This is a genomic window from Nocardia cerradoensis NBRC 101014 (assembly GCF_000308535.1).
Taxonomy (GTDB): domain Bacteria; phylum Actinomycetota; class Actinomycetes; order Mycobacteriales; family Mycobacteriaceae; genus Nocardia; species Nocardia cerradoensis.
In genome coordinates this window covers 1-15,478 of the sequence record NZ_BAFW01000376.1, presented here as the reverse complement: position 1 = coordinate 15,478, position 15,478 = coordinate 1, and the positions used below count along the sequence as shown (strand labels likewise).

Annotated in this window: 17 protein-coding genes and 1 pseudogene; 9 read left to right on the top strand and 9 right to left on the bottom strand. The window is 68.3% G+C overall.

Annotated elements, in window-relative coordinates; translation table 11 throughout:
- Nucleotides 1-38 precede the first annotated feature (38 nt).
- The 3 genes from ON23_RS32425 to ON23_RS32415 are packed head-to-tail and all read right to left on the bottom strand — an operon-like array spanning nucleotide 39 to nucleotide 1,502.
- Nucleotides 39-446, bottom strand: coding sequence for a hypothetical protein (locus ON23_RS32425; protein WP_036508401.1), 408 nt, complete (start codon nucleotides 444-446; stop codon nucleotides 39-41).
- Nucleotides 443-715 (bottom strand): hypothetical protein, encoded by a 273-nt coding sequence (locus ON23_RS32420; protein ID WP_030516981.1) that lies wholly within the window; start codon nucleotides 713-715, stop codon nucleotides 443-445. The genes ON23_RS32425 and ON23_RS32420 overlap by 4 nt, the downstream gene beginning before the upstream one ends.
- Before the next feature lie 40 nt (nucleotides 716-755).
- Nucleotides 756-1,502 (bottom strand): SCO6745 family protein, encoded by a 747-nt coding sequence (locus ON23_RS32415; RefSeq protein ID WP_039783122.1) that lies wholly within the window; start codon nucleotides 1,500-1,502, stop codon nucleotides 756-758.
- A 384-nt stretch (nucleotides 1,503-1,886) separates the two neighbouring features.
- Here ON23_RS32415 and ON23_RS32410 point away from each other — a divergent pair, with 384 nt between their 5' ends.
- Both ON23_RS32410 and ON23_RS32405 read left to right on the top strand, forming a co-directional pair.
- Nucleotides 1,887-4,157, top strand: a complete 2,271-nt coding sequence (locus tag ON23_RS32410; RefSeq protein ID WP_039783121.1) for a serine/threonine-protein kinase — start codon at nucleotides 1,887-1,889, stop codon at nucleotides 4,155-4,157.
- Between the two features lie 42 nt (nucleotides 4,158-4,199).
- Nucleotides 4,200-4,910, top strand: a complete 711-nt coding sequence (locus ON23_RS32405) for a metal-dependent hydrolase (RefSeq protein WP_039783120.1) — start codon at nucleotides 4,200-4,202, stop codon at nucleotides 4,908-4,910.
- Here the strand turns inward: ON23_RS32405 and ON23_RS32400 are convergent.
- Entirely contained in the window at nucleotides 4,848-5,720 is an 873-nt protein-coding gene (locus tag ON23_RS32400) for a helix-turn-helix domain-containing protein (RefSeq protein ID WP_039783119.1), read from the bottom strand. The two genes, ON23_RS32405 and ON23_RS32400, sit on opposite strands and share 63 nt — an antisense overlap.
- A gap of 101 nt (nucleotides 5,721-5,821) precedes the next feature.
- Between ON23_RS32400 and ON23_RS32395 the strand changes: the two genes are divergently transcribed.
- On the top strand, nucleotides 5,822-6,541 hold the full coding sequence (locus ON23_RS32395) for an SDR family oxidoreductase (protein ID WP_039783116.1): 720 nt from the start codon (nucleotides 5,822-5,824) through the stop codon (nucleotides 6,539-6,541).
- Between the two features lie 99 nt (nucleotides 6,542-6,640).
- Here the strand turns inward: ON23_RS32395 and ON23_RS32390 are convergent, their stop codons facing one another.
- Together ON23_RS32390 and gloA2 are read right to left on the bottom strand one after the other, a co-directional pair.
- Nucleotides 6,641-7,132: a peptidylprolyl isomerase gene (locus ON23_RS32390; RefSeq protein ID WP_039783114.1), complete on the bottom strand. Its 492-nt coding sequence runs from the start codon at nucleotides 7,130-7,132 to the stop codon at nucleotides 6,641-6,643.
- A 248-nt stretch (nucleotides 7,133-7,380) separates the two neighbouring features.
- The gene (gloA2, locus tag ON23_RS32385; RefSeq protein ID WP_039783111.1) at nucleotides 7,381-7,767 is read right to left on the bottom strand and encodes an SMU1112c/YaeR family gloxylase I-like metalloprotein; all 387 of its coding nucleotides are present in this window, start codon (nucleotides 7,765-7,767) and stop codon (nucleotides 7,381-7,383) included.
- 291 nt (nucleotides 7,768-8,058) lie between these two features.
- Here gloA2 and ON23_RS39915 point away from each other — a divergent pair, with 291 nt between their 5' ends.
- Together ON23_RS39915 and ON23_RS32380 are read left to right on the top strand one after the other, a co-directional pair.
- Entirely contained in the window at nucleotides 8,059-8,319 is a 261-nt protein-coding gene (locus ON23_RS39915) for a DUF4158 domain-containing protein (protein ID WP_086007025.1), read from the top strand.
- Nucleotides 8,211-9,430 (top strand): annotated as a pseudogene (locus ON23_RS32380) (Tn3 family transposase); the annotation flags it as partial. The gene ON23_RS39915 and the pseudogene ON23_RS32380, both read left to right, overlap by 109 nt.
- Nucleotides 9,431-9,469: 39 nt before the next feature.
- Here the strand turns inward: ON23_RS32380 and ON23_RS32375 are convergent.
- On the bottom strand, nucleotides 9,470-9,895 hold the full coding sequence (locus ON23_RS32375) for a MarR family winged helix-turn-helix transcriptional regulator (RefSeq protein ID WP_218001139.1): 426 nt from the start codon (nucleotides 9,893-9,895) through the stop codon (nucleotides 9,470-9,472).
- Between the two features lie 183 nt (nucleotides 9,896-10,078).
- On the opposite strand from ON23_RS32375, the gene ON23_RS32370 reads away from it, so the two are divergent.
- Together ON23_RS32370 and ON23_RS32365 are read left to right on the top strand one after the other, a co-directional pair.
- Nucleotides 10,079-10,963 carry an MBL fold metallo-hydrolase gene (locus ON23_RS32370; protein WP_039783102.1) on the top strand — a complete coding sequence of 295 codons (885 nt, stop codon included), beginning with the start codon at nucleotides 10,079-10,081 and terminating at the stop codon, nucleotides 10,961-10,963.
- 162 nt (nucleotides 10,964-11,125) lie between these two features.
- Nucleotides 11,126-12,133 (top strand): tyrosine-type recombinase/integrase, encoded by a 1,008-nt coding sequence (locus ON23_RS32365; protein WP_051043656.1) that lies wholly within the window; start codon nucleotides 11,126-11,128, stop codon nucleotides 12,131-12,133.
- Between the two features lie 107 nt (nucleotides 12,134-12,240).
- On the opposite strand, the gene ON23_RS32360 is transcribed toward ON23_RS32365, so the two are convergent.
- Nucleotides 12,241-13,110, bottom strand: coding sequence for a fructosamine kinase family protein (locus ON23_RS32360; RefSeq protein ID WP_039783101.1), 870 nt, complete (start codon nucleotides 13,108-13,110; stop codon nucleotides 12,241-12,243).
- Complete coding sequence (locus ON23_RS32355) at nucleotides 13,107-13,736, bottom strand: TetR/AcrR family transcriptional regulator (protein WP_039783100.1); 630 nt, start codon at nucleotides 13,734-13,736, stop codon at nucleotides 13,107-13,109. Before ON23_RS32355 ends, ON23_RS32360 begins: the two co-directional genes overlap by 4 nt.
- Before the next feature lie 443 nt (nucleotides 13,737-14,179).
- Here ON23_RS32355 and ON23_RS32350 point away from each other — a divergent pair, with 443 nt between their 5' ends.
- Both ON23_RS32350 and ON23_RS32345 read left to right on the top strand, forming a co-directional pair.
- Nucleotides 14,180-14,887 (top strand): DUF8020 domain-containing protein, encoded by a 708-nt coding sequence (locus tag ON23_RS32350; RefSeq protein ID WP_039783099.1) that lies wholly within the window; start codon nucleotides 14,180-14,182, stop codon nucleotides 14,885-14,887.
- Nucleotides 14,888-15,085: 198 nt separating this feature from the next.
- The coding region (locus tag ON23_RS32345) for a hypothetical protein (RefSeq protein ID WP_039783098.1) at nucleotides 15,086-15,478 on the top strand (393 nt) is incomplete at its 3' end.

Sequence of the window (15,478 nt, the reverse complement as noted above, 5' to 3'; positions counted from 1 at the left end):
TCTCCTCGTCGTCGCACGGCAGCCGCGGCCGCGGTCGGTCAGGGCAGCGGATCGACCAGCACCTGATGGTCGATGCGTCGCAACATATCCGGCCGAGCGGTCAAACACGGCCAATTGCGAGAGACCGCCTCACTGGCGGCGTGTCCGGCCGCCACCAGGCCATCGGCATCCGAGCGCCCGGCCAGCAGCGCCGCGACCCGGGAGGCCGCGCCGGTGTCCAATCCGGTCACCACGGTGTGCGGCAGCTCCAGCAACACCGCGAGAATATCGAGCCGATCCGGCCGGATCAGCGCCTGCCCCGCCGCCGCCACCGCCGCGGGCACCACGATGGTGTGACCGGCCTCGGCCGTCGCCCACGCCACCGCGTGCACATACGGCAGCCGCCGCGTCCAGCCCACCACGGCGGCGGTGTCGAACACCACGCCGCCCAGTGCGGCCGGGCTCACGCGGCGCCGGCGCTTCGCCGATCCAGATCCTCCGCCGACAGCGGCGGCAGGCCCTGCACCCGCCGGGCCTGATTCACCAACTCGAGCGGCGGCACGCCACCGAAACTGGACTCGATGGCATCCAGCGAGATATCGCGATCCATCCGATCCCGCAGCGCGGCCGACACATAGGCGGACAGATTGTCGATACGCCCCGACGCCTTCCAGCGCTCCAAGGTCGACACATCATCCTTGGGGACCGAGATCGTCACCTTCTTCGTCTCCGCCATACCAACAGGGTACGTCAGTATGGCGGACGGACGGCAGCGACTACCGACCGAAAACCGTGGCATGGGCCTGCCGCAGCAGCTCGACCAGTTCCTTGCCCGCGGTCTCGTCCAGCGCCCCGAAGGCCGGGGCGATCAGCTCATCGGTCAGCGTCTCGGCCGCATCCCAGCGTTGGCGCATCGCGGCGCTCACCTCGGTGGCATCCACGCGCTCACCCCACCCGAACAGCCGCGCCTGCGTGGGCCCGTCGGTGCGCGGCGAACCGCCGATCAGCACCGCCTCGAACGGCGAGAGCCCACTCGCCCGCACCGCGATCAGATGCAGGCCACCGCGCAGCTCGCGCAGACAATGGATCAACTGCAGCGCCCGCCCCGCGGCATCGCTCGCGAGCGGCAACACCCGCCAGCCCGCGAACAGGCTCACCCCCGCGACATCGGCGGTATCGGTGACCACCTGCAGCAATTCGGCCAACCGGTCGCAGCCGTCGAATCCGGCGAGTTTGCGGCGGCCGAAACCCTGGCACGCCGCCAGATAGCCCGCCGCGGCCTCGGCCGGCGCCATCGCCACCGAATTCCACGCCGCCCGAACGGTTTCCGGCTCGAAGAACCCGAACGCCGCGGTCACCACATCCGCGTCCACCTCGCCGAGCACCCCGCCGCGCCCGCGCGTATAGGGTCCGATGAAGCCGTCCACGCCGGTGGTGGCGCCGAAGGCCTTGGCCTCGCGGGAGAACATGAACGCGCCCCCGATGGTCTGGATCTCGGATTTCACCGCGGCCGGCACCGACACGGCGGACCCCTTTCGACGAGAGCGACCGACCCGGCCGCTCGGCTCCTTCGACAATCCCCCGGAGCCTATCTCGCTTCAATCCACTGATGGCAGCATCCGGCGGCAATCCGCCGCCCCCGCGAACAACCCCCGAGCTAATCCGGCACGACACAGCCGCACCCCGCCCGCCCACGAGACGACATCGCCACCGCCCCGGCCGCCGGACCCACCCGCCCGACGCTCGCGAGATTCCGCCGCCGCCGGCGACCGGCTTCCCACCACCGCACGGTACGCACGAAATCCCGTATAACGTAACGGCGTCGGCACGTTCCCCGGAATTCATGGGAGGATTCACCTATTCTCGGGTCCGGGCCCGGGTACCACCGATTTCGAAGCGAGCGAGGGATGACCGACAACCTCGGCGCGACCGCACCCGACCCCGGTGCCGACCGCGCCACCGCCACGCAGACGGCGCTGACGTCGCTCGTCGCCCGCTTCGCCCAGCAATGGCAAACATCCGGCGAACCGCCCGATCTGTCGGCCCACCTGCCCGCCGAACCCGCGCTGCGCCGCTCCGCGCTCATCGAACTCATCAAGGTCGACCTGCACGAACGCTGGCAACGCGACACCGACGCACCGCGCCTGGCCGACTACCGCGCACAATTCCCCGAACTCGCCGCCGCACCCCTGCCACCCGACCTCGTCTACGAAGAGATCAACGCCCGCAGCCGCCGCGACCACCACGCCGTCGACCTCGGCGAATACGAACAGGACTACCCGATCCAGATGGCCCGCATCACCGAAGGATTCGAGGACCTACCCCCCTCGGCACCCGGGCTGCGCACCACCATGCTCGCCGACCCCACCGCCCTCGACGCACTCGACACCATCAACCCCGGCGCCACCGTCGACGACTTCGACCTGCTGCTGCCCCTCGGCCAAGGCGCGTTCGCCCGCGTGTTCCTCGCCCGCCAACGCTCCATGGGACGCCTCGTCGCCGTCAAGATCTCCCACGACCGCGGCAGCGAACCACAAACCCTGGCCCAACTCGACCACGACCACATCGTGCGCGTCTTCGACCAGCGCCAGATCACCGACCAGCGCCTCAAACTCATGTACATGCAGTACGTGCCCGGCGGCACCCTGCTCGGCGTCCTGCGCATGCTGCGCCGCACCCCACCCGCCCAGCGCGACGGCAAACTTCTGCTCGAAGCCATCGACGCCGCCACCACGACCGGCGGCGTCCTCGAACCCCAGCCCTCGCCCACCCGCACCGAACTCGCCCGGCTCAGCTGGCCCGAAACCGTCGCCTGGCTCGGCAGCCGCCTCGCCGCCGCCCTCGACTACGCCAACCGCCGCGGCATCCTGCACCGCGACCTCAAACCCGCCAATGTGCTGCTCACCGCCGACGGCCAGCCCAAACTCGCCGACTTCAACATCAGCTTCAGCCGCCACCTGCCCGGCGCCAACCCCGTCGCCTACTTCGGCGGCTCCCTGCCCTACATGGCCCCCGAACAACTCGAGGCCTGCCACCCCGAATTGGACACGACCGCCGCGGATCTGGATACCCGCACCGACCTCTACGCCCTCGCCGTCGTGCTGTGGGAACTGCTCACCGGCCGCCTCCCCTTCGACGACGGCCACGACGCCGGCGAAACCGAAGAATCCCTGCAAGCCATGATCGACCGGCGCCGCACACCCATCGCCGCCCGCTTCGAAGCCGACCTCCCGCCCGACACCCCCGCCCTGCTGCGCCACGCCCTGCTCACCTGCCTGTCACCCGACCCCGCCGACCGCTACGCCACCGGCGCCGACCTCGCCCAGCAACTCGACCTCAGCCAGGACCGCGCCGCCCGCGACCTCGTCGACCCACCCACCCACAGCCTGCGCGCCCGCCTGCGCATGCGCCCCATGCCCGTGGTCACCCTCTCCAGCCTGCTCGGCCACCTGCTCGCCGGGCTCTACCTCGGCTCCCACAACCTGCGACTCATCCGCGACGCCCTCGGCCCCGACGCCGCCCACCAGATGGTGCGCCTCGGCATCGTCATGATCGCCATCGCCTACCCGATCGCCATCGCCGCCCTCATGTACTGGTGCCGCTCGGTGTTCGTGATACCCAACGGATTACGCCGCGGCAGACAATTCGACGCCGACACCCTCGCCCGCGCCCGCGCCGACACCCTCGCCTGCGGCGACCGCATCGCCGTGGCCACCTTCGCGGGATGGCTTGCCGCACTGGGGGTCTTCCTCGTCAAACTGCACACCCTCGGCGACGTCTCCGCCGGCATCACCACCAGCCTCATCGCCTGCAACCTCGTCGCCGCCTGCGTCGCCGTCGTCTACACCTACTTCCCCGTCACCTACTTCGTCCTGCGCTGGTACTACCCCGGTCTGGTCGCCGCCGGCGCCACCACCCCCGCCGACGCCGCCATGCTCCGGCGCATGGTGCACCGCAGCCGCATCTACCTCGGTGTCGCCGCCTGCGTCCCGCTCATCGGCGTCCCCGCCGGACTGGTCTTCCTCACCCCCGACCAGCAACAGACCGTCATCGGCCCCATCGTCGGCCTCTGTGTCGGAGGACTTTTCGCCTTCCTCATCACCCTGCGCACCTTCTACCTACTCGAATCCGACCTCAACGCCCTCGACCGCATCCTCGACCCGCACCCCCACTCCTGACCGGCTGCGGTCACCCGACCAAGATCGTCTAATCTCGAGGCGGTGCTAGGACATTCACATGCGACCAGTGGTGCGCTCGCGTGGGCGGGAGCCGCTGCCGCGCTACCACTTTCGATTCTCACCTTCCCCGCCGCGCAGATCGGCCATCTCGGCACCGTCGACCTGCTCATGGGAACGTTTCTCACCGCCGGCGCCGCCCTGCTGCCCGACGCCGACCACCCCAGCGGCACCATCTCGCATGCGCTCGGACCGATCACGCACACCGCCTGCAAGATCATCTCCACCGTCTCCGGCGGCCACCGCCACGCCACCCACTCGCTGGCCTTCGTCGCGGCCATCGCCTACGGCACCTGGGCCGGCGAACACTGGATCGGCCGCTGGTTCACCCTCGGCCTGGTCTTCTTCCTGCTCGCCCTCGCCGTGCGCGCCCTGAACCTCTGCCCACCCGGCGAAGGACTGCGCTCCTACGCCACCATCGCCGTACTCGCCGTCGCCGGCACCTTTGCCATGGACCAGTGGATCTCCGACAAACCCGCGTGGCTGCCGTTCTCCGTCGGCCTCGGCGCCCTCGCCCACCTGATCGGCGACTGCCTCACCGACCGCGGCTGCCGGCTGTTCTGGCCACTGGACATCCGCACCCGGATCCCGATCATCGACCGCACCGGCAACAAGGTCGAAACCTGGGTGATCTCACCACTGTTCGTGCTCGGCACCCTCGCCGCGCTCTGGTACGTCATCACCCACCAGCCCTAACAGCGTCACCGCGTCGCGGTCCGGGCTGCCCGGCTCGGCCTGGAACGCGACGAAACGCTGCCCGTCCGCCGCGGTCAGAATCTCCGACGTCAACTCCATACGGCCCACCGCCGGATGCCGGAACATCCGCCGCGTACCGCGCTTGGCCCGCACATCGTAATGCGCCCACAGCGCCTCGAAATCCGCGGTCGCCGCGCACAATTCATCCGTCAGCGCCGCCAGTTCCACCGGATGCGACCCCGCCCCCTGCACCACCCGCAGATGCGCCACACAATCGCGCGCCATCCCCGTCCAATCCTCGAACACCGTCCGCGCCGCCGGATGCGTGAACACATACCGGATCAGATTGCGCCGCACCGGCTCCCACTCCTCGATCCCCCACAGCAGCCGCAACCCCTCCGGATTGGCCGCCAGCAGATTGCTCACCTGATCGAGCACGAAAGCCGGTGTGGGCCGCACCGATTCGAGCAGCAACACCATCCCCCGCCCCGCCGTCTCCACCGGCGCCGCCACCGCGGCCGACCGCGTTCCCGCCAACCGCGCCACCCGGTGCAGATGCGCCGCTTCGTCGGAATTCAGCAGCAACGCCGAGGCCAGCGCCGCCAACACTTCCGGACTCGGATTGCGGTCGCGGCCTTGTTCGAGCCGGATGTAATAGTCCACGCTCAGACCCGCCAGCGCCGCCACCTCCTCGCGGCGCAGCCCCGCCGTCTGCCGCCGCCGCGTCCCCGGCGGCAGACCCACCTGCGACGGCTGCACCCGCGCGCGGCGCGCACGCAGGAAATCTCCCAGGGCACGACGATCATTCACTCATCCAGTGTGCCCGCTTCCCAGCCACGCCGGGGTAGCCGCGCCAGGACCAGGCCACAGCCGGTCTCCCCGCCACCCTCGCCGCGCCGCACCGTGGACCCATGACCGACACCACCCACACCCTCATCATCGGCGGCAGCTCCGGCATGGGCCTCGCCCTGGCCCGACGACTTCTGCCCGCCGGCCATCGAGTCACCATCGCCGCCCGCGACACCGACCGCCTCAGCGCCGCGGCAGCACAGCTCGGGTACCCCGATCAGATCAGCTCACAGCGCGTCGACATCGCCGAAGAAGCCTCCATCGCAGCACTTTTCGACACCATCGGCGCCATCGATCACGTCGTCGTCACCGCCGCCGACATGCGCCACGGCTACGGACCGCTCACCGAACTGCCCGCAGGTGACGCGCGCACGGTCCTCGACATCAAGGTGCTCGGGCCGTGGCTGGTCGCCAAATACGCTGCAGGCCGGGTGACCAACTCCCTCACCGTCACCTCCGGCATCGCGGCCTACCGCCCCGCTCCCGGCGGATCGGTCGTCGCCACCGCCAACGCCGCTCTCGAGGGCCTGGTCCGAGCGCTGGCCCTGGAAATGGCGCCGATCCGAGTCAACGCCGTCTCGCCCGGCTGGGTCGACACCCCGATCTGGGACGACTTCGCCGGCCCCGACAAACACGCCCGCCTCACCGCGATGGCCGCCCGACTGCCCGCCGGCCGCATCGGCCGCCCCGCCGATATCGCGGCCGCCTTCCACGCCATCCTCGACAACGACTTCCTCACCGGTGAAGTCCTTCACGTCGAAGGCGGACACCGCCTGGTCTGAGACCTCCCCACATATGGCGGCGCCCCGCACCACCCGTCATCGGCACCGCTACCACTGCGGTGCTGAATCGGCGGGTATGCGGGGCGCGCGCCCTGCCGGTCAGGCCAGCTGAGCCGAGACGATCGTGATCGGCTCGACCGGCACATCCTGGTGGCCGGCCTTGGAGCCCGTGCGGACACCCTCGATCGAATCCACGACGGCGTTACCGTCGACGACCCGCCCGAAGACCGCGTAACCCCAGCCGTCCTGACCCGGGTAGTTCAGGAAGTCGTTGTTGGCCGTGTTGATGAAGAACTGGGCACTGGCCGAATGCGGATCCGCCGTACGCGCCATCGCGACGGTGTACTTGTCGTTGCGCAGCCCGTTCTTGGCCTCGTTCTGCACCCGGTTGGGCGCCGGCTTCTGCTGCATATCGGCGGTCAGACCGCCGCCTTGCACCATGAAACCCGGAATCACACGGTGGAAGATCGTCCCGTCGTAATGGCCGGACTTGACGTAGTCCACGAAGTTCGCGACCGTCTGCGGCGCCTTCGTCTCGTCCAATTCGAGGGTGATGTCCCCGGCTGATGTGTTGAGCAACACTGTGGTCATCCGGTCATCGTATGGCAGCCGCCCTCACCGAGCGGACAACCCCTCATTCCGGACGTACGAAGAGCCCTTCTTCGTCGTGTGCTTCTTTTGGTTTCAGCTGTTCGAGCCGGAAGTCCGCGGCGCGGCGGGAGGGCGTCACATAGTTAGATGCGCATATCTCCATCACACATTGTTTTTATTCTGCCGCCGCAAGGCCCGCCAAGGTCCCGAACGCCGGCGCCCCGTCCGTGAGGACGGCCGGAACGGGTTCAGGCCTCGTACAACTCCAGCGGCAAGTCGTCCGGGTCGAAGAAGAAACCGAAACGGCGACCGGTGAATTCGTCGATGCGGACCTCCTCGACGACCACTCCCCTCCCCCGCAGCTCCGCCAGGCCCGCGGCGACGTCTTCGACGGCGAAGGCGAGATGACGCAACCCGCACGCCTCGGGGCGCGACGGCCGGGGCGGCGGATCCGGGAACGAGAAGAGCTCCAATTCGGCGCCGTCCGGCAGTGCGAGATCCAGCTTCCACGAACGACGTTCGGCCCGATAGTGCTCCGCTACCACCCGCAGGCCGAGCACCTCGGTATAGAACGTTTTCGATCGCTGATAGTCCGACGCGATGATCGCCGCGTGGTGAATCCTCCGCAACTCCATTGCCCGACCGTAGCCACTCCGTCATGGCTGTGGTTGCCCCTCGGTGAGCCGATCGTTTACCGCGAGACGACACTGCGGCCTTACATGTTTAGGTGCGCATACGTCCATATCGGTATGTACCTTGCACGATCCGTCGGCCATGGGGTCGCCGTAGTATCCGCCGAATTTCGGGCGGATATGGCGTAGCGGCCTGGTAGAGCGGGGTTTTCGCGTTCGGGGTGCAGGGTGGGGTGGTTGGTGCTTGGCTTGGCTGCCGATGAGGGTTGATCGGCGTGCTGGAGGTAGGGGTTCGTGGCGACGCGGGTGTTCGCGGACGAGGAGTTGGAGCGTCTGCGGGGGTTTCCGGAGATCAGCCGTGAGGAGTTGTTCCGGTATTTCACGCTGACTCCGGCGGATCTGGCGTTCGTGGATCCGGGCCGTGGGCGGGGTCCGGCGGATCGGTTGGGCCTGTCGATTGCTTTACCCACGCGGCCGGAAAGCAGACTCGCACTCCGGAACTCAAACGCAACCTCATCGCGGTGCTGCTGGCCCATTCGACCAACCTCGGGCTGACCCGGATGGCGGAGGCCTGCGGCATCTCCTACGACATTCTGGCCTGGACCGCGGAATGGTATGTGCGGGAAGAGAACCTGCGCGCGGCGAATCTGGCGATCATCGACTACCACCAGAGGTTGCCGCTGACCACGGTGTTCGGCGCAGGCACGCTGTCGTCCTCGGACGGGCAGCGGTTCCCGGTGCGCGGTAAGTCCACCTCGGCGCGGGAGATGGTCATCCACGGCGGGCGGGTGCTGTCGACCTACACCCAGGTCACCGATCAGCACGCCACCTACGGCACGAAGATCATCGTCGCCACGAAACGCGAAGCACACTACGTCCTTGATGAGATCCTCGGTAACGCAACCGATCTCCCGATCACCGAGCACGCCACCGATACGCACGGCGTGACCCTGGTCAACTTCGGGTTGTTCGACCTGCTCGGTATGCAGCTCTCGCCCCGGATCCGGGACCTGGGCCGGATCACCCTGTACCGGCCCGGCCCTCGACGCGACACCGAGGCCCGGTTCCCGCACGCCGGACCATTGATGACGCGGCGGGCCGCCCTCGAGCTGATCGCCGAGCACTGGGACGATCTGCTGCGGCTGGCCGGATCGCTGAAGTTCGGGCACGCCACCGCCTCGCTGCTGGTCGGCAAGTTGTCCGCGTCCGGGCGGCAGAATACTCTGGCCACCGCGCTCAAGGAGTACGGCGCGGTGCGGCGCACCGTCTACGCCGCCCGCTACCTGTCGGACCCCGACTATCGTCGCAAGATCTCCCGCCAGCTCAACAAGGGCGAATCCCTGCACGCGCTGCGCCGGGCCTGCTGTACGCGCACGAGGGCCTGATCCGTGCCCGTCAGCTCGACGACCAGACCGAGCAAGCCTGGTGCCTGACTCTGGCCACCAACGCCGTGATCGCTTGGACCACAGAGTATTACGGACTTGCCGTGGACCAGATGCGCAGAGCCGGTCGCCGGATCGAGGACGATGTGCTGGCGCACATCAGCCCGGCCCACTCGGAGAACATCAATTTCTTCGGCGCGATCGAGGCCGACATCGACGCCGAACTCGCCCAGCTCGGGCCCACCGGGTATCGGCCACTACGGGTGCGAGACACGCTGTTCTGACACGGTTCGGCCGGCGCCGGCGGTCGGGGGCGCGGAGGTTCAGCGGTCGTCGAGGGCTTTGCGCAGCAGGCGCTCGAGTGCGCCTTGTTCCTGCTGGGTCAGGCCGGTGACGAGGGGGGCTTCGGTCAGTTGCTTCAGCAGCCTGGTGCGCAGATCGGCGCCGTCGGGGGTGAGGGTCAGCTGTTTGGCGCGCCGGTCGGTGGGGTGGGGGCCGCGCTGGATCAGCCCCATGGCCTCGAGCTTGTCGATGATGATGGTGGCGTTGGACGGCTCGCAGGTCATCCGCCCGGCCAGCTCGCGCATGGTCATCGGGCCGGTCATCTCGTGCAGTGCCGAGGCTTGCGCGACGGTGAGCCCGAGCGGGGCCACCCACTCGCGCATGCGCGCGTTGTGCAGCAGGTCCACCTCATGAATCAATCTGGCCAACTCCCACTGCTCCGCTGCCTGTGTCTCCGAGATCGTCACCACACCACCCTAGCCCACATACTTAAAGTCATGATATATATGACCTGAATGATTCAGGTCATAACTACATGGAGGATGCTGACGCGGTGGCGCCGACAAGGCTGCGACCAGCGGTTACGCTCTGAAAGGCGTGGACCTGCTCGACACCCTCTTCTCGTGAAGCCAGGTGGAAGGAAGTTCACAATGAAGACGTTCTGGACGACAACGCATCCCACGACGCCCGCGCAGCTGGGCACCCCGGTCAGTGCGACGCAGATGGAGGCCGTGGCCGATCAGCCCGGCCCGGTCGAGGTGGAAACGGTCGGCACCGACTGGGTAGCCAACCTGTCGGGACTGCTGAACATCAAGGACCCCAAAGCCGTCGCGGCGGGGCTCAAACAGCGCAAAGAACCGATCAAGATCTACACCCACGTCGTGCGGCACCCCCAGCACGGCTTCTTCCTCGTCGACACCGGAGTGGCCGAACGTTTCGCCCACGACCCGGCCAGCGTGGGCGTCGGCTGGGTGCTGCGGAAATTCGCCGGCGTCACGGACATGAATCCGGAGCCGAGTACCGCGCAGGTCATCGCGTCCCAAGGTGCGCCCCTGGCCGGGGTGTTCATGACCCACCTGCACCTCGACCACGTCTCCGGTCTGCCCGACATCCCGACCGACGTGCCGATCTATGTCGGGCCCCGCGAAGCCGAAGCCTCGCTGTTCGCGAACCTGGTCGCCCAGGGCACCAACAACCGGCTGCTGAAAGGCAGGCCACCGTTGCAGGAGTTCCAGATCCCCAAGGACCCCGACGGCACCTTCGACGGTGTGCTCGATGTCTTCGGCGACGGCACGTTCTTCGCGATCTCGACACCAGGGCACACGCTGGGGCACCTGTCGTATCTGGCCCGCACCGCGGACGGGCCGATCCTGCTGACCGGAGACACCTCCCACACCCGCTGGGGCTGGGAAAACGACGTCGAACCGGGAAGCTTCCTGGCCGAACGCGAACGCAGCCGCGAAAGCCTGCACGCACTGAAGGCACTGAGCCAGCGCCACCCGGACATGACCGTCCGCCTGGGTCACCAGCCGTAATCCCGGAACCTGCCCGCCCGCAACCGATTGCCGAAGCCGCTCGACAGCCCGTGATAACGGGCTGTTATCCGGGGTATCATCAGATCCGGCCTGCGGCGACGCCGTCGCGGCGACGACACGACCCGGCCCCATTATCCGGGGCATGGCGGAGAGGTGGACGCTATGGCGGCGACCGCGACCCGGATCCACACCGCCGCACCCCGCACTCTGCGCGAATCGGCCGAGGCGTTCCTGGACTCCATCGGACCCGGCAACACCCGCCGCGCCTACGGCATCGCGATCGTCAAGACTGTCGACCAGCTCGACGGCCGCGATCCGCAGGGACTACCCGGCCCCAGCCGGGCCCTGGACTCGGTCACCGACGACGAAATCGGCGCGGCCCTCGAATCCCTCTGGGGCACAGCGGCGGTCAATACCTGGAACGCGCGCCGTGCCGCGGTCGCGAAATGGCTGTCCTGGTGCCGCGAGCAAGGCTGGGACGCACCGGCAGTCCCGGCGTCGGCCGCGCGATCGACCCCGCCGGACTCCGGGACACCGGTGCGCTCGCGGACCGCGATCGATCGGCTCATCGCCCGCCGAGATATCCATCTCCGGGAGAAGACACTCTGGCGGATGCTGTATGAAACCTGCGCCCGCACAGAGGAACTGCTCCAACTCAACATCGAAGACCTCGACCTGTCGGGCCGGTGCGCCCGGGTGAAGTCCAAGGGGGCCAAGCCTCGGACCCGCCGCCGCGGCGCCTCTCACCACGAACACGTCCTCGAAACGGTCTACTGGGATGCTGGCACCGCGCGACTCCTACCGCGGTTGATCCGTGGCCGCACCCACGGGCCGGTGTTCGTCGGGCACAGGCGGCCCGGCCCAGGCAAGTACCTCACCGACCGCGACCTGTGCCCCGACACCGGACTTGCACGACTGTCCTACGACCAGGCCCGAGATCTGCTCGACGCCGCCACCGCGACCGACGGGCCCGGAACCGGGTGGGACCTGCACGAACTCCGGCACTCCGCCCTCACCCACCTCGGCGAATCCGGCGCGAGCCTGCTCGAGCTGATGGCCAAGTCGCGGCACCGCAAAGCGGAGAACCTGCGCCGCTACTTCAAACCCTCACCCCAAGCCATGCGCGAACTGACCAGCCTCATCGGACCCGGCGCTTCCCGCACCCACTGACCAGCCGCTACGCCATATCCGCACGAAATTCGGCCGATACTACGGCGACCCCGCCCTGGCCGGCCACATTGGCGCCGATCAGGAAACAGTCTGTCGCCCAGACGCTTTCACACTGCGGACAACGCTTCTTCTGCGGCAGCGATGGCCTGCTCTCGGTATCCCCCACCGAACAGCACGACATGCACCAGCAACGGATACAGCTGATGCAGTGCGACCCGCTGCTCCGCGCCGGGCGCGAGGGGCAAGCGCTCCCGATACGCCCCCAGAATGTGGCCGAGATGCGGAGCGCCGAACAGCCGCAACATGGCCAGGTCCGTCTCGCGATGACCTCCGTGGGCGGCCGGATCGATGAGCATCACACCACACTCGGTCCAGAGCACATTGCCCGACCACAGGTCGCCGTGAATGCGGCACGGTGGTTCCGGCGGGCCGGCGAGTGCGCCGATCTCGTCGATCACCCGCTCGATGAGCCGAATACCGTTGCGGCCCAGCACCGATGCGGCGGCGGGCACCAGCGGCTGCAGCCGATACCGGGCATACCAGGGCCCCCACTCCCCCGCGACCATCGCGTTGTTCTGCGGCACGGTGGCGATACAACCCGCCCATGGGGCGCCGTACCGGTCGACGGTGTGGGCGTGCAGGTCGGCAAGCGCTCCACCGAACCGTTCCGCGGCCTCGCGGCTGGGCGCTACCGAGGTCAACCACGGCAAGACCAGGGTGCGGTCGTCGGCGCCCAGGACCTGTGGGATCAGATCGGCGGCGTCGGCCTCGCGCAACCAGCTCAGACCCGCGGCCTCGGCAGCCAAGGCGTGGTCCGCCGTCGAACCCGGTTCGCCCACAGCGCTTTTCACGAAGGCATCCCGGCCGTCGGCGAGCCGCACGCGATACAGGGTCCAGGCGTGTCCGTGGCCGACGGTGTGCTCGGCGACCACCGGCATGCCCAGCAACGGCTCCAGATGCGCCGCGAGGTCGCTCACGAGGCGTAGACCGTCTGCCAGATCGCGCGTCCCAGCGCTCGGGCCAGCTGCTCGTCGTCCACCGGATGTCCGGCTCCGAAGGTGAAGTCGATGGCACGCTCGACCATGCAGGTCAGGGCGATGGCGGTGGCCTCGACCTCCAAATCGGCGGGAATCCGGCCGGCCGCGCGTTCGCGATCCAGCCGCAGGCGGACGAGTTCGGTGAAGCGCTGCACCCGCTCCTGCCAGTAGCGGCCCACGTCGCGGTCGTAGCCCGCTACCTCGGTGAGGGCGCGCAGCACGCGATGGTGTGCCCGGGTTCCCGCGATCATCAGCCGCATCGCGGTGACCACCCCGGCCTCTCCGTCGACGTGATCCGCGGCCCACCACAGTTCGGCCGTGCGAAATTGATCGTCGGTCGCGAGGTCGGCCATCCGGATCAGCAGTTGGCTCTTGTCGGGAAAGTAGCGGTAGAAGGTGGAGCGGGCGATATCGGCCTCGGCGGCGATTCGGGCCACCGGCAGTTCGGTGTAGGTGACGCCCGTATCCAGCAGCCGATCCACGGCCGCGAGCACCCGCCGCTCCACCGTGTCGCGCCGTTCGTCGCGCTCACGAGACCGCGAGCCGGGGCGGGTCAGCGACGCCATGTCGTGGGTTCGTCGAGGACGGCCATGGGCACATTGTCGCTCGAGTCACCAGGCAGCGCAGGCCACCCGGCCGCAACTCGGTCCGGCAACGCCTGGATTTGCGCTGCCCGGTCCGATCGCGATCACAGCGGGAGCGACGTGCGGACGGAGCACCGGCGACGATTTCCGATTGCCGGCACGAAATTTCGCGGTCCGAATTCGCCTTCAAGCACTAATAATTTGTGATAACAGCCACAAATAGCAGGTGGGGCGTGTTTCGTTGCATGATGCGTCTCGCGAGAAACCGGCACTCGCACTGAGGGTTTCAGCCGCCCTCCGCACGGCGGTCCACGCGCGGTGAACGCGATCTGAATAAATGAAGTCTGTGAGTTCACTGTCTGTTAGCTGACCTCGTCTGTGATTCCCTCGTCCCTGAACCACTCCGTCTCGAGGTTCCGCAGAAAATGATGATGAGGAAATTCGCCGCGACCGCCGCCCTGCTGGTCGCCGCCGTCGGCGTCGCGGCCGGTACCGCCACGGCCGACCCCGCTGCCCCCGCGGCGCCCGAGAGCGTCTACTACAAGGCCAGCGTCGTCGACAACGACAAGGCCGTGATCAAGACCGACGGCGGCTCGATCGTCAACGAAGACGGCATGCTGAAGATCAAGGCCGCCAACGGCACCGTGCTCGCCGGCACCCCGCTGAACTTCCGGGTCGACGACTTCGAGTTCCCGATCGCCGCCGACATCTCCGGCAACACCGCCACCCTGACCCCGCAGTACGACGTGCAGCACGCGGTCTACAAGCCGGTCGCCCTCCCCTTCGAGGACTCGGCTCCGTGGAAGACCCCCTACGACCGTGAGACCGCCGCGTTCAACCGCCTGAAGGACACCATCTCCACCGGCGCCACCATCGGCACCCTGGCCGGTGGTATCGGCGGCGCGGCCATCGGCTGCATCGCGGGCGCTGCCCTCGGTGTCGTCGCCACCGGCGCCCTGGCCACCCTGTTCGGCCTCGGCCCGCTGGGCGGCTGCATCGCCGGTGCCGCCGCTGTCGGCTTCCTGGGCGTGCTCGCCGGCCAGATCTTCGTGACCGCCCCGGTCGCGATCGGCGCCGCGATCCAGTACTTCGCGACCATCAACGCCCCCTTCAAGCCGGCGCCGAGCAAATAACGCGCTTACCGCCGCCAGTCTCCGCGACGATGCCCTCACAGCAGTTTGCTGTGAGGGCATCGTCGTAGGTGCCGGAAATTCACGGCTGGGTTTCGCGCGAGCAGTTTGCCCACGATAGAAGCGACCGGTCCCGGGTAACCGATGAGATCAGAGCATCCTTCGGCACCGGATCGACCACCGTAGACGTGAGGCCAGGTGATGACACGTACTTCCGCGCGGAAGCGGGCGCCCGACGGGGACCCGTCGATCACCGTCCCCGACCGCGTCCAGGTGCGCGGCGCGCGGGAGCACAATCTCGCCGACGTCGATGTCGATATCCCGCGCGATGCGCTGGTCGTATTCACCGGCGTCTCGGGCTCGGGGAAATCGTCGCTGGCCTTCGGCACGTTGTTCGCGGAATCCCAGCGCCGGTATCTGGAGTCGGTGGCCCCGTACGCGCGCCGCCTCATCGACCAGGTCGGCGTTCCCGATGTCGATTCGATCGAGGGGCTGCCGCCGGCGGTCGCCCTGCAGCAACACCGCGGCGGCGGTAGTGCTCGATCCTCGGTCGGCAGTGTGACGACGTTGTCGAGCCTGGTCCGCATGCTGTAT

Excerpts from the sequence above, each read along its gene's own strand:
- ON23_RS32365 (WP_051043656.1), top strand. The coding sequence starts at position 11,126 with ATGGCGGCGACCGCGACCCGGATCCACACCGCCGCACCCCGCACTCTG.
- ON23_RS32350 (WP_039783099.1), top strand. The coding sequence starts at position 14,180 with ATGATGATGAGGAAATTCGCCGCGACCGCCGCCCTGCTGGTCGCCGCC.
- gloA2 (WP_039783111.1), bottom strand. The coding sequence starts at position 7,767 with ATGGAGTTGCGGAGGATTCACCACGCGGCGATCATCGCGTCGGACTAT.
- ON23_RS32410 (WP_039783121.1), top strand. The coding sequence starts at position 1,887 with ATGACCGACAACCTCGGCGCGACCGCACCCGACCCCGGTGCCGACCGC.
- ON23_RS32355 (WP_039783100.1), bottom strand. The coding sequence starts at position 13,736 with ATGGCGTCGCTGACCCGCCCCGGCTCGCGGTCTCGTGAGCGCGACGAA.
- ON23_RS32390 (WP_039783114.1), bottom strand. The coding sequence starts at position 7,132 with ATGACCACAGTGTTGCTCAACACATCAGCCGGGGACATCACCCTCGAA.
- ON23_RS32420 (WP_030516981.1), bottom strand. The coding sequence starts at position 715 with ATGGCGGAGACGAAGAAGGTGACGATCTCGGTCCCCAAGGATGATGTG.
- ON23_RS32395 (WP_039783116.1), top strand. The coding sequence starts at position 5,822 with ATGACCGACACCACCCACACCCTCATCATCGGCGGCAGCTCCGGCATG.
- ON23_RS32370 (WP_039783102.1), top strand. The coding sequence starts at position 10,079 with ATGAAGACGTTCTGGACGACAACGCATCCCACGACGCCCGCGCAGCTG.